Source organism: Pseudomonas shirazica (assembly GCF_015168335.1).
Taxonomy (GTDB): Bacteria; Pseudomonadota; Gammaproteobacteria; order Pseudomonadales; family Pseudomonadaceae; genus Aquipseudomonas; species Aquipseudomonas asiatica.
In genome coordinates this window covers 888,721-901,350 of record NZ_CP063456.1, presented here as the reverse complement: position 1 = coordinate 901,350, position 12,630 = coordinate 888,721, and the positions used below count along the sequence as shown (strand labels likewise).

Annotated in this window: 13 protein-coding genes; 4 read left to right on the top strand and 9 right to left on the bottom strand. The window is 63.6% G+C overall.

Going from position 1 to position 12,630, the window contains the following annotated elements:
• Window positions 1-36 precede the first annotated feature (36 nt).
• On the top strand, window positions 37-378 hold the full coding sequence (locus tag IMX18_RS04220; protein WP_015271349.1) for a YgaP family membrane protein: 342 nt from the start codon (window positions 37-39) through the stop codon (window positions 376-378).
• Between the two features lie 159 nt (window positions 379-537).
• Here IMX18_RS04220 and IMX18_RS04215 read toward each other — a convergent pair whose 3' ends face one another.
• Both IMX18_RS04215 and IMX18_RS04210 read right to left on the bottom strand, forming a co-directional pair.
• A complete protein-coding gene (locus IMX18_RS04215) occupies window positions 538-1,746 on the bottom strand; it encodes a hypothetical protein (protein WP_015271350.1) in 1,209 nt (402 codons plus the stop codon).
• Between the two features lie 41 nt (window positions 1,747-1,787).
• The gene (locus IMX18_RS04210) at window positions 1,788-2,237 is read right to left on the bottom strand and encodes a YcgN family cysteine cluster protein (protein ID WP_015271351.1); all 450 of its coding nucleotides are present in this window, start codon (window positions 2,235-2,237) and stop codon (window positions 1,788-1,790) included.
• Between the two features lie 144 nt (window positions 2,238-2,381).
• Between IMX18_RS04210 and IMX18_RS04205 the strand changes: the two genes are divergently transcribed.
• The gene (locus IMX18_RS04205) at window positions 2,382-2,975 is read left to right on the top strand and encodes a nitroreductase family protein (RefSeq protein ID WP_015271352.1); all 594 of its coding nucleotides are present in this window, start codon (window positions 2,382-2,384) and stop codon (window positions 2,973-2,975) included.
• Window positions 2,976-3,091: 116 nt separating this feature from the next.
• Here IMX18_RS04205 and IMX18_RS04200 read toward each other — a convergent pair whose 3' ends face one another.
• The 5 genes from IMX18_RS04200 to IMX18_RS04180 form a co-directional block, all read right to left on the bottom strand.
• Entirely contained in the window at window positions 3,092-4,024 is a 933-nt protein-coding gene (locus IMX18_RS04200) for a D-2-hydroxyacid dehydrogenase (RefSeq protein ID WP_217191242.1), read from the bottom strand.
• Window positions 4,025-4,026: 2 nt separating this feature from the next.
• Window positions 4,027-4,320, bottom strand: a complete 294-nt coding sequence (locus tag IMX18_RS04195) for a YcgL domain-containing protein (protein WP_015271354.1) — start codon at window positions 4,318-4,320, stop codon at window positions 4,027-4,029.
• Window positions 4,317-5,450, bottom strand: a complete 1,134-nt coding sequence (gene rnd / locus IMX18_RS04190) for a ribonuclease D (protein ID WP_013973768.1) — start codon at window positions 5,448-5,450, stop codon at window positions 4,317-4,319. Before rnd ends, IMX18_RS04195 begins: the two co-directional genes overlap by 4 nt.
• 222 nt (window positions 5,451-5,672) lie before the next feature.
• Window positions 5,673-7,310: a phosphoethanolamine transferase gene (locus IMX18_RS04185; protein WP_054573760.1), complete on the bottom strand. Its 1,638-nt coding sequence runs from the start codon at window positions 7,308-7,310 to the stop codon at window positions 5,673-5,675.
• Between the two features lie 165 nt (window positions 7,311-7,475).
• On the bottom strand, window positions 7,476-7,841 hold the full coding sequence (locus IMX18_RS04180) for a 5-carboxymethyl-2-hydroxymuconate Delta-isomerase (RefSeq protein ID WP_085665276.1): 366 nt from the start codon (window positions 7,839-7,841) through the stop codon (window positions 7,476-7,478).
• Window positions 7,842-7,958: 117 nt separating this feature from the next.
• Here IMX18_RS04180 and IMX18_RS04175 point away from each other — a divergent pair, with 117 nt between their 5' ends.
• Window positions 7,959-8,198 carry an HP1242/YdcH family protein gene (locus IMX18_RS04175; protein WP_054573758.1) on the top strand — a complete coding sequence of 80 codons (240 nt, stop codon included), beginning with the start codon at window positions 7,959-7,961 and terminating at the stop codon, window positions 8,196-8,198.
• A gap of 146 nt (window positions 8,199-8,344) precedes the next feature.
• Here IMX18_RS04175 and IMX18_RS04170 read toward each other — a convergent pair whose 3' ends face one another.
• Window positions 8,345-9,529: a trans-sulfuration enzyme family protein gene (locus IMX18_RS04170; protein WP_015271358.1), complete on the bottom strand. Its 1,185-nt coding sequence runs from the start codon at window positions 9,527-9,529 to the stop codon at window positions 8,345-8,347.
• Between the two features lie 92 nt (window positions 9,530-9,621).
• Here IMX18_RS04170 and IMX18_RS04165 point away from each other — a divergent pair, with 92 nt between their 5' ends.
• Window positions 9,622-10,083 carry an Lrp/AsnC family transcriptional regulator gene (locus IMX18_RS04165; RefSeq protein ID WP_013973772.1) on the top strand — a complete coding sequence of 154 codons (462 nt, stop codon included), beginning with the start codon at window positions 9,622-9,624 and terminating at the stop codon, window positions 10,081-10,083.
• 127 nt (window positions 10,084-10,210) lie between these two features.
• Here the strand turns inward: IMX18_RS04165 and IMX18_RS04160 are convergent, their stop codons facing one another.
• Entirely contained in the window at window positions 10,211-12,541 is a 2,331-nt protein-coding gene (locus tag IMX18_RS04160; protein ID WP_054573757.1) for an FdhF/YdeP family oxidoreductase, read from the bottom strand.
• Window positions 12,542-12,630 lie beyond the last annotated feature (89 nt).

The following is a 12,630-nucleotide window of genomic DNA, read 5'->3' as shown; positions in this document are numbered from 1 at the left end:
AGGTCACCTGCATACACTTCAGACGGAGACCTTGCCATGCTTGATATCCATTCGGCAGCGACATCGCAAGACAAGAACGTTCATGGCCTGGAGCGCGCCAGCTCGCTGGCTGGCGGCGCGTTGATGGTCAGCAAGGGGCTACGCCACGGCGGCCTGGTCGGGTTGTTGCAGATCGCAGTTGGCGGCCTGGCACTGGCTCGGGGCTTCAGCGGGCATTGTGCGACCAAGGCCTGGTGGCAGCGGCACCGGCAGGAGTATCACCGCTTGCGTTCGGACATCGAGCGCAGTGCTGCGGAACTGGAGGCGTTGAAGGCCAGTGCCGAGGCGGCGACGCGGGGGGTGACGGTAACCGGGAAGGATCCGTTGGCTGGCAGTTGAGTTTTGCACTGCCTGTGCCGGCCCTTTCGCGGGCACGCCCGCTCCCACAGGGACCTCATGGCTGTCGGAACATCACTGGCCTGTGCCGACCTCTTCGAAACTTGCGCGGCACCTGTGGGGGCGTGCCCGCGAAAGAGTCAGCACTGGCAATAGAGAGGCCTAGCGCAACGCCTTGCTCTGCAACACCTCGGAGCGCCGCCCCAGCACGTTCTCGCTGATCTGCACGAAGTCTTCGGTGCTGACGCTGGGCAGGCGCATCAACCCGCGTGCCACATCGTCCAGCGAGCGTTTGGCCTGAGTGTGGATGCGGATTTCCTTGTCCAGCGCTTGCAACAGCATCACCCCGCGCGCCACCTGCGCCGGGGTGGCATGCTCGCCCTTGAGCCGGGTGACCTTGGCGCCCTGCTTACTCAGGCGCGCCTGCCAAGCCTCGTAACGGTCGTCACTCACCCCGCCCGCGCGGCGCAGCAACTCGCTGGCATAGTAGTCGTTCAGGCTTTCCACCAGCCAGTCACTGCCATCACGCCCATGGATCTGCGCAAACAGTTGCACCACTTCGCGCAGCAACGGGCTGCTGCCATTCTCGCTGACCATCGGCCGGGCACTGTGCAGGTACAACGAGCCCTGCGCGGCGGTCGCCCCACGCCACATGCCGTCGCGAGCGCCGACCAACAGCAGCTTCGGCGGGTTGCGCGGGAAAACCGCCTGCAATTGCGGCCAGACAAAGGTCAGCATGGTCAGGTTGTCCATGCGCCGCATACCCTGCCCCACCGGTGCGGCCACGGTGACCTCGGTTTCGCCCAGGCGGGCGCGGCGGCTGCCCAGGTCGCCAGCGAGCATCCAGCCTGTGGGGCGGTCGAACAGGCGCGAAACGTTGTCGATGCGGAACTTGTCCTTGCCGATGCGCGGCCAGGAGGTCTCAATGCTCTTCCAGCCCTCCGGCAGGTCGAACGCCAGCCGCGCCACCAGTTCGGTGCCATCCTGCTGGTCGAGGCGCGCAGGCGGCACCAGCTGGTCGCCCAGGAACAGCGCCCAGTGCGGGGTGATGCGCGATGAATAGGCGCCGCTGCCGCGTTTCTGGTCCAGCTGCACGCGGTAGCTGAGGCTGGTCTTGCCGGCCGCCGGTTGCCACACGCCGCGCTGGCCCTGCAACTGCCATTGGCCATCAGCCTGGAAGCCGCTGTAGGCCCCAGCCTTGCCCAGGTCGAAATCCAGACTGCGCACGGCACTGCCTTCGGCCAAGGTTAGGCGGACCTCCGCCTGGCCACTGGCTGGCAACAGGCGCACCTGATAGTCGAGGTCGACCTTTTTCGCCCAGGCCGGCGAACTGGCCATCAGGCCCAACAGCAACAACAGCTGGCAACGCATACAGAAACTCCTTGTTTCCCCGTGGCAGCGGGCCGCGCCGGTCAGCTGGCGCGGAAGATCAGGTGGTCTTCCCAGTCGTCTTCGTGCACATCGTGTTCACTGAGCATGCGCCCCGACTGGGAAATGCGCTGTTCATGGACCTGCTGGCGATCACCGCAGACCAGGTGGTGCCAGGCCGGCAGGTCCTTGCCCTCACTGACCAGGCGGTAGCCGCAGGTACTCGGCAGCCACTTGAACTGGTCGGCCTTGCCCGGGGTGAGCTGGATGCAGTCAGGTACCTGGGCGAAGCGGTTGGGGTAATCGCTGCACTGACAGGTGTGAAGATCCAGCAGTTTGCAGGCGATGCGCGTGTAATAGACGCTGTTGTCGTCCTCGTCCTCGAGCTTTTGCAGGCAGCACAGGCCGCAACCATCACACAGCGACTCCCACTCTTGCGGGCTGAGTTGCTCGAGGGTCTTGCGCTGCCAGAACGGCGCGTTTTCAGCGATCATGACACGGGTTTCCTGCATTCATCTTGGGGCCACGGCGCGCGGCGGCGCCAGTCTAGAGCCTGGCCTTCGGCAAAGCCAGACCGCTTGTCAGTCGCGACGCGACGCAGTAGCGTGCGCGTTTACCGCCCTTTTGCAGGAGCCGCCATGAGCGCCAACCCCCGCATTGCCGATTACGCCATCAACGAGCAGTTCATCAACCGCTGGTCGCCACGTGCCTTCACCGCCGAGCCGATCAGCGAAGAAACCTTGCTGAGCTTCCTCGAAGCTGCACGCTGGGCGCCGTCGGCGAACAACTCGCAACCTTGGCGCTTCCTCTATGCCCGCCGTGACACGCCGAACTGGGAGCGTTACCTGAACCTGCTGGTGCCGGCCAACCGCAGCTGGGCGCAACAGGCTTCGGCGCTGGTGCTGGTGATTTCCAAGACCACCTACGCCGCCCCGGGCGCCACGGAAGAAAGACCGGCGCTGTGGCACACCTTCGACACCGGCTCCGCCTGGGGGCACCTGGCCCTGCAAGCCAGCATCAGCGGCTGGCATACCCATGGCATGGCCGGTTTCGACCAGGAACTGGCGCGTCAGGAGTTGAAGGTTCCTGAAGGCTACGTGCTGCATGCCATGGTGGCGATCGGCAAGCTGGGCGACAAGGCCAGCCTGAACGAAGCGCTGCAGGCGCGTGAAGTCCCGAGCCCGCGCAAGCCACTGAGCGAGCTGGCTGCCGAGGGTGATTTCAGCCTGTAAGCCTTGCATTGGCTGTACCGGCCCTTTCGCAGCACAAGGCTGCTCCTACAGCACAGTGAAAAAAACCTGTAGGAGCAGCCTTGTGCTGCGAAGAGGCCGGTACAGGCACTACAAAATCAATAGCCCCGGGCGAAGTCCACTTCTCCTCGCAACCCCTGCCCCGCCGCATACGCCCGCACATTCTCGACAAACAACCGCACCATCGCCGCCGGCGAGGTGGGTGCCGAGCTGTGCCCGGTCAGCAGCAAGCCCCACGCCGTCCAGAACGGGTGTTGCCTGGGCAACGGCTCCTGCCGGCAGACATCGATCACCGCCCCCGCCAGGTGCCCTTCCTTCAGTGCCTCGACCAGGTCAGCGTCGACCACCGCAGCGCCGCGCCCGGCATTGATGAACAGCGCCGTGGGCTGGAAGCGCTTGAACAGTGCCGCATCATACAGGTCGTGGGTTGCCGGGGTATCCGGCAGCAGGTTGAGTACGTAATCGACCTGACCCACCAGGCGCGGCAGGTCGGCCAGCGCCGCTACCTCGACGAACGGCGCCTGCTCGCGGGCGCTGCTGGCAACGCCATACAGCACCACGCCAAACGCCTGCAGGAACTCGGCCACCCGCTGGCCAATGTCGCCAGTGCCGACGATCAGCACCTTGCGCCCTTCCAGGGTCCGCCCCGGGCGGTCGTCCCAACGACGCTCGACCTGGCTGACCAGCCGCGACAGCACCTCGCGCTCATGGCCGAGCATGTAGGTGAGCATGTACTCGGCCATCACCTGGCCAAAGATGCCCACGGCGCGGGTCAGGCGATAGTCGCGCGGCAGGCCCTCGGCCAGCAGCGGGGTGATACCGGCCCAGGTGGACTGCATCCAGCCCGGCTTGTGGCCTTGGCGCAACAGGCTTGCCAGCAGGTCCGGCTGGCCCAGCCACACCGGGCACTGTGGCGCCTGGCGTGCCAGTTCGGCGGAGTCGCCGCTGGTCAGGACTTCCAGCTCAGGCGCGGCTGCACGCAAAATCTCGGCGTATCGAGCATAATCATGCTCAGCAATCAGTACTCGCATGATCAGGCAGGGTCGTTACGGCGCAGCAACTCTTCGGGCAGGTGCTCGATGTAGTCGTCTTCCGGCGGCGGCATCTGCAGGTGATAACCCTGGTTGTCGAGGTTTTCCAGCACCTTGGCGATGTCCTCGCGGGCCAGCTTGCGCTCGGGAGTCAGCACCAGGTCGAAGGCGTGCACGGGGGTGCCGAAGAACGGCAGCAGGCCTTCGGGCACGCGCTCCAGGCCGTCGGCCTTGAGCACGTACAGGTACATTTCGTTCTTGCGGGGGCTCTTGTAGATAGAGCAAATGCGTTTCATCGGGTCTCTCCGGCGCCTGCGAGGCTGTCCAGCAGGGCCTGGCCCATGCGCTCACGGCGCCAGCCGCGCAGCGAATCGGGCAATTGATAGGGGCCATTGGGGTAGCCGCTCTTGAGCAGCGCTTCCAGGGCTTTTTTGCGCAGCATCAGCTCGGGGGCAATGCCCAGGCGCTCACCTTCGGCCTGGCCGATGGCACGCAGCTGCTTGAGGATACCTGCGGCCTCGATCGGCAAGGGCTCGGGCAAGGCCTGTGGCCATTGCTCGGCTGGCAGGCTGGCGGCACGCTTGATCAGCTGGATGAGGAACTCACCGTCCTGACGAATGGTGCGCGGATGCATCTCGTCGATCTTGGCCAGCGCCGACAGGTTGCTCGGCTGGCTCTTGGCCATCGGCCACAGCGAGTGCTCCTTGAGGATGCGATTGCGCGGTACGTCGCGGTTGCGCGCTTCACGCTCGCGCCAGGCACACAGCTCACGCAGCACTGCCAGTTGCTGGGGGGCCAGCTTCCAGGCCAGCTTGACGTCGCGGTACAGGCTTTCGGGCTCGACCTCGCGGCGCAATGCGGCCACCAGCTCGGCGCCGTCCTCCAGCACCCAAGCGTACTTGTCGTCACTCAGGCGCGGGCGCAAAACGGTGAACAGCTCGGCCAAGTGCACGGCATCCTCAGCGGCATAGCTGACCTGGGTTTCCGAGAGCGGGCGCTGCAGCCAGTCGGAGCGGGTTTCGCCCTTGGGCAGGTCGATACCCAGCACATCCTGCACCAGGCGCGAATAACCCATGGAGAACCCCAGGTTCAGATAACCGGCCGCCAGTTGGGTGTCGAACAGCGGCTGTGGCAGCTTGCCGGTCAGGCGCAACAGCACTTCGAGGTCTTCGCTGCAGGCGTGCAGTACCTTGACCACACCGCTGTCATCCAGCAGTTCGGCCAGGGGTTGCCAGTTGCCGATCAGCAACGGGTCGATCAGGAAGGCACGCTGGCCATCGCCGATCTGGATCAGCCCGGCTTTCGGGTAGAAGGTGTCGACCCGCATGAATTCGGTATCGACGGCGACAAAGGGCAGCTGGTGCCAGTCGCGGCAGTGTTCGGCCAGGCTCTGGTCGTCACGGATCCAGTGTATTTCGATGGCCACGAGGCTCTCCCACTAACATTGGCGCGCAGTATATACGGCGCGGGCACTGCTGGTGAAACCTGCGCCATCCCTGGAATAGATAAACGGTGCTGCACCGGCGCCTTTTTGTAGGAGCAGCCTTGTGCTGCGAAAGAGCCGGTGCACTGATCATGGTGCTGTATTGGCTGTACCGGCCCCTTCGCAGCACAAGGCTGCTCCTACAGTGCCCGTGTGCAGTCAGACTCAGCGCTTGGCCGCCAGCCACGGCCGGCAGCTGGCGAACATGTCCAGCGATTGCTGGTAGACCTCGGTACGCACCTGCAACAGGCCGAGCATCGAGTGGAACAGGTTGTCCTGCGACAGCGGCGCATCGCTGAGCTTAGCCAGGCAGTCGGTGTCGACGCCGAAGTCCTCCTTGTAGCTGTCGGAGAACCAGGTCAGCAACGGCACGTGCTTCTGCTGCTCGGGGGCGATGGCGTAAGGCGTGCCGTGCAGGAACAGGTTGTACTCACCCAGCGACTCGCCATGGTCGGACAGGTAGATCATCGCCGTGTCGACCTTGTCCTGCTTGCTGCGCAGGGTATCGATCAGCGAGGCCAGCACCTTGTCGGTATAGGCCAGGGTGTTGTCGTAACCGTTGACGATTTCCTGTTCGCTGCACTGGTCCAGCGCGTTGCTCTGGCACACCGGGGCAAAGCGCTGGTCGGCGCCGGGGTAGCGCTTGAAGTATTCAGGCCCGTGGCTGCCCATCTGGTGCAGCACCAGCACGGTGTCCTTGTCGAGGTTGTCGATCAGCTCACCCAGGCCCTGCAGCAGGATCTGGTCATGGCATTCACCATCAGCGCACAACTGCGGGTCCTTGAGTTTGCTGACATCGATGAATTGCACGCGGTCGCAGGTACCCTTGCAGCCCGATTGATTGTCACGCCACTGCACCGCCAGGCCGGTCCGCTGGAGGATGTCCAGCAACCCTTCGCGGTTCTTCGCCACGCGGGCATCGTAGTCCTTGCGCTTCATGCCAGAGAACATGCAGGGCACCGAAACGGCGGTTTCCGTGCCGCAGGAGTGAACATCGGAGAACGCCAGCAGGCCCTGCTCCCTGGCAAGGTTCGGTGTGGTATCGCGGTTGTAGCCGAGCACGCCGAAGTGATCTGCCCGCGCACTTTCACCCACCACCAGTACAGTCAGCGACTTGCGTTCATGCTTTTGCCAGGCAGCGTCACGCTTGGCATCTTCGCCGTAATGCTGGAAGGGCCGTGATGCGGTACCGACGCGCTCGCTGACATAACCGATGGAGGCACCCACGATATTGCTGGGGGTGAGCATCAGGCGCAGTTCGTGGTGGTTGCGAAACAGCGACGAAAGGCCCTGGTAGTTGACCAGTGCCACCGAGCCCAGGGCCACCACGCAGGCACTGCCAACCACCAGCTTGCCGAGCAGTTCACGGTGCCAGGCGCGATAGGCGATCGGCGCCTTCCACAACAGCAGCGAAGGCACCACACCGAGGCCCAGGATATACAAGGCAAACTTCAACGAAAGCAGGTCACGCACTTCCGCCACGTTGGTTTCCGCAATATTGCGGAACATGCCCGCGTCAATGAGTACGCCGTACTGGTTCATGAAGTAAGCCACACCCGCGCCACTCATGAACAACACGATAAGTATTGGCTTCAATACATAACGGAAGGCGAACAACGTAAGGATAAGGTTGAACGCGAACAGCATCAGCACGGCAAACGCCAGGCTCAGCCAAAGCCCCGGCAAACCGGGCGGCACGACCTGTTCGAGATGCTGCCAGAGGAAGACATTGAAGCCTATCAGCAGGTAAAGGCTGGCCAGCAGCGTGACCCATTCAGTCCGCAGGGATTTGAAGTTGAGCATCAGTGTTCGCAATCAAGAGTGATTATCAGCCCGAGGGCCTGCGCGGCACCGGGGAAACTTGGCTGAACTCTAGAAAGCGTGCCATCAATATTTTGTGAAAAAGACGCCAACAAATTCGTGAGCAGGCGCCTTTTCTACATTAAAAGAAGTTCATTCAGCGCTTGTTCAGCCTGGCAGGCGTGCCTTGGCATACGGCTCGCGGTCGATGTCCAGCACTTCCACGCACAGCTGGATATCAAGCCCGGGTTGCTCGGGGATGGCGTCACGCAACACGTCGAGCAGGCTGGTGGACAGTTGCGTCTTCACCTCGGGCGAGCGCCCGCTGAGGATGGCCAGGCGCACATGGGCAAAGGCACGCTCGCCGGGCGCGGTGCCCACCCGATAGTGCTTGAAGGCTTCGGCGCGGCTTTTGATATCGGCCTCGTCGGCGAACTGGCCACTGCCGACCAGGGCATGGTTCAGGCGCAGCAGCAGGACGTCGACATTCAGCTCACGCAGGTTGTCGCTGTATTCCAGGTTCAGGTGAGGCATGGCGCAGGTTCCGGGTCACGGGGGAGATGCGACAGCCTACCCCAGTCCCCTACCTGCGCAAAGACGACTATCCTCAAAGGTCAGAACCATCCGCCAACCCCCGACAGAGGTGAAGAAATGCCAGTTCCGCATGATCTGCTCGCTGACCTGCACGTTACCGCTGATGCATTCCAGGCGCTCATGGACAAGGACCAGACGCTGCACTCACTGCACAAGGAATACAACGCAAAAGACAAAGAGGTGGTCGCTGCCGAAGGCAACGGCACCAACGACGAAACCGTCAACCGCCTGCGCAAGGAGCGCTTGCTGATCAAGGACAAGATCGAACGGATCATTCATCCGCCCAAATCCAGATAGATACCACAGGCCTGCACGGCCCCCTGTAGGAGCGGCCTTGTGTCGCGATGGGCTGCGCAGCAGCCCCGAAAATCTCGACAGAGACATAGATTCTGGGGCTGCTGCGCAGCCCATCGCGACACAAGGCCGCTCCTACAACCGCATCATCACGAGCCAGCAGCCGCAGCCTTCAATGCCCCATCCAGATCCTCGACCAGGTCGCGGTAATCCTCGATCCCCACCGACAACCGCAGCAGGTTTTCGCTGATGCCCATCACGCCCTTCTGCTCCGGGCTCAGCGAGCAGTGCGACATGCTCCAGGAGTGGTTGATCATGCTTTCCACCCCGCCCAGCGAGTCGGCCAGCACGAAGATCTGCAGCGCCTCCACCAAGCGGTTTAGCGCAGCCCGGTCGCCCTTGACCTTCATCGCCACCACCGCCCCGCCACTGCGCATCTGCCGTTTGCACAACTCATGTTGCGGGTGACTTTCCAACCCCGGGTAATACACCTGATCGATCTGCGCGTGGCTTTCGAGGAAGCGCGCCACCTGCAGGGCATTGGCACACTGGCGCTCCATGCGCACATCCAGGGTCTTCAGACCGCGCAGGGCCAGGTAGCAGTCGAACGGCCCCTGCACCGCGCCAATCGCCATGCTGATGCGGCGCAGGCGCGCCAACAGCGCATCATTGGCAGCTACCACCACGCCACCGGTGAGGTCGGAGTGGCCGCCGATGTACTTGCTGGCCGAGTGCATCACCAGGTCCACGCCCAGGGTGATCGGGCGCTGGTTCCACGGCGAGCAGAAGGTGTTGTCGATGCAAGTGAGGATGCCCCGTGCCTTGGCCAGGTCGCACACCGCCTTGATGTCGACCAGGTGCAGCAACGGGTTGGTCGGCGATTCGATCCAGATCAGCTGGGTTTCCGGCTTGATGGCGGCGGCCACCGCCTCGAGGTCGTTGAGGTCGACGTAGGTGGTGGTCAGGCCCGAGGTGCGGCTGCGGTAGTCTTCCATGATGCGGAAGGTACCGCCGTATACGCCGTTCATCACCACCACGTGGGCATCCTTGGGCAGCAGCTCCAGCACGGTGGCGGTGGCGTTCACGCCCGAGGCGCAGGCGACCGCGCCAACGCCCTCTTCCAGGGCGGCGACACAGGTTTCATAGGCATGCCGGGTGGGGTTGCCGACACGGCTGTAGGAGTATTCCGGTTTGTCGTCCAGGCTGCGCTTGGTGAACGAGCTGGCGGTGACGATCGCCGGGAAAATAGCGTTATCGGCGACGCTGAACTGCTCACCGGCGTGAATGGTACGGGTGGCGAAATTGCGCGGCTTGTCGGACATGGTCAGGCCCATTGGCAGAGTGAAAGTCGCCACTATCGCACAACCCAAATCTTCTAGCCTTGGGGTAATCTGTGAAATATTTTTCTCCACGGCCCACGCGCGATATGGACAGCTTCGACCAGCACATTCTCACCCTGCTTCAGCGCGACGCCTCGATCTCGCTCAAGGACCTGGCCGAGGCCGTCAACCTCTCCACCACACCGTGCTGGAAGCGGGTCAGGCGCCTGGAGGAAGACGGCTACATTGTCGGCCGTGTCGCCTTGCTCGACCCTGAACGGCTGGGGCTGGGGCTGACGGTGTTCGTCCAGCTCAAGACCCAGCGCCACGACAGCGCCTGGCTGGAGCAGTTTGCCGCGACCGTGACCGGGTTCGAGGAAGTGATGGAGTTCTACCGCATGTCGGGAGACTGGGATTACATGCTGCGGGTGGTGGTGGGGGATATTGCGGCGTACGACCGGTTTTACAAAAAGCTGATCACCAGTACTGATGGGCTGTCGAACATCACTTCCAGTTTTGCCATGGAGCAGATGAAATACACCACGGCTTACCCGGTGAACCGTTCCTGATTCCTGTATGGCAGTACCGGCCCTATCGCCGGCAAGCCAGCTCCCACAGGTACGTCACAGGTTCTGAAATCTGTGCGGTCCCTGTGGGAACTGGCTTGCCGGCGATAGGGCCCTTGCAGGCTACCTGTCAATCCGCGGCCAGCACCGCCGCAATCCGGTTGCCGGCCTTGGCTTTCTCGACCTTGATCGCCACGAACTTCGAGGTCGGGGTATAGGTCCCCTCGCCATAGCTTTCCAGCGGCACCAGCGGGTTGGTCTCAGGGTAGTACGCCGCCGCCTGCCCCTCGGGCACGTCATACGCCACCAGGCGGAAGCCCGACACCCGCCGCTCCACGCCATCCTCCCACAGCGACACCAGGTCCACATGCTCGCCCGGCTCGAAGCCCATACGGCGGATGTCCACCTCGTTGACGAACACCACTTCACGCAGGCCGAACACCCCGCGATAACGGTCGTCCAGGCCATACAGGGTGGTGTTGTACTGATCGTGCGAGCGCAGGGTCTGCAGGATCAGGTCGGGCTTGTCGCCGCGCGCCAGCACCTTTGCATTCACCAGTTGCTCCGGCAGCTGGTGCGGGCTGAAGCGCGCCTTGCCTGTGGCCGTGCGCCAGGTACGGTCGGCGGCATTGTTGCCCAGGTGGAAGCCGCCCGGATGCTGCAGGCGCTCGTTGAAAGCAGCAAAGCCGGGGATCACATCGGCAATCATGCTGCGGATGCGGCCGTAGTCGGCAACAGCGTACTCCCAGTCGATCGGCTGCTTGCCCAGGGTCGCCTGGGCCATGCCGGCGATGATCCACGGCTCCGAGCGCAGGTGCGGCGAGCGCGGGCGCAGCTGGCCGTGGGAGATGTGCACCATGCTGAAGGTGTCCTCCACGGTCACGCCTTGCGGCCCGCTGGCCTGCATGTCGATTTCGGTACGGCCCAGGCACGGCAGGATCAACGCATCGCGGCCGGTGACCAGGTGCGAGCGGTTGAGCTTGGTGGAAATCTGCACGGTCAGCGCGCAATTGCGCATGGCCGCATGGGTGCGCGGCGTATCCGGCGTGGCCTGGGCAAAGTTGCCGCCCAGGCCGATGAACACTTTGGCCCGCCCCTCTTCCATGGCCTTGATCGCCAGCACGGCGTTGTGCCCGTGGGCACGCGGCACGCGGAACTGGAAGCGTTTTTCGATGGCATCGAGCAGCGCCGCCCCGGGCTTCTCGTCGATGCCCATGGTGCGGTCGCCCTGCACGTTGCTGTGGCCACGCACCGGTGACAGGCCGGCGCCGGGCTTGCCGACGTTGCCGCGCAGCAGCTGCAGGTTGACGATTTCCTGAACGGTCGGCACCGAGTGGCGGTGCTGGGTGACGCCCATGGCCCAGCACATGATCACCCGTTCGGCCTTGCGGTACATGCGCGCGGCCAGTTCGATCTCGGCCTGGGTCAGGCCCGATTGCTCGACGATGTGCGCCCAGGGCGTGGCATCCACGGTTTCCAGGTATGCGTCGATGCCACTGGTGTGCTCGGCGATGAAGGCATGGTCGAACACTGCCGGTTCGCCATTGGCCTGGGCTTCGCGCTCCCACTGCAGCAGGTACTTGGCAATGCCGCGCATCACTGCCATGTCGCCGCCCAGGGCCGGGCGGAAGTAGGCCGTGTTGGTTGGTTCGGAGCCATTGCTGAGCATCTCGAACGGGTGCTGCGGGTGTTGGAAGCGCTCCAGGCCGCGCTCCTTGAGCGGGTTGAAGCAGACCACCTGGGCACCACGCTTCACCGCTTCACGCAGCGGTTCGAGCATGCGCGGGTGGTTGGTGCCGGGGTTCTGGCCGATGACGAAGATGGCATCGGCCAGTTCCAGATCGTGGAACACCACGGTGCCCTTGCCCACGCCGAGGGTTTCCGACATGCCCACGCCGCTGGCTTCATGGCACATGTTCGAGCAGTCGGGGAAGTTGTTGGTGCCGTAGGCGCGGACGAACAGCTGGTAGAGGAACGCCGCCTCGTTGCTGGCCCGGCCCGAGGTGTAGAACTCGGCCTGGTCGGGCGATTCGAGTGCGCGCAAGTGTTGGGCAACCAGCGCAAAGGCTTCTTCCCAGCTGGTTTCGACATAGTGGTCGGTGGCCGCGTCGTAGCGCATCGGGTGGGTCAGGCGGCCCTGGTACTCCAGCCAGTAGTCGGTCTGCTCGGCCAGCGCACTGACGCTGTACCTGGCGAAGAATGCCGGGTCCACCGAGCGGCCGGTGGCTTCCCAATTGACCGCCTTGGCGCCGTTCTCGCAGAACTTGACCATGTCGTTTTCCGGCGACTCGCCCCAGGCGCAGCCGGGGCAGTCGAAGCCGCCGTTCTGGTTGGTCTTGAGCATGGCCCGCAGGTTCTTGAAGGCATTGTCGCTGCCCAGCCAGCTCTTGGTCACGCTCTTGAGCGCCCCCCAGCCGGCGGCGGCGCCTTTGTAGTCCCTGATATGTTGGTCCTGGCTCATGCGGTGAATCCTCACGCTTCGATGCTTTTTTTCAGCCTATGGAGCGTGGGGTAGAGCCGTCCAATCGAAAGATCTTACGGGGTGATAGG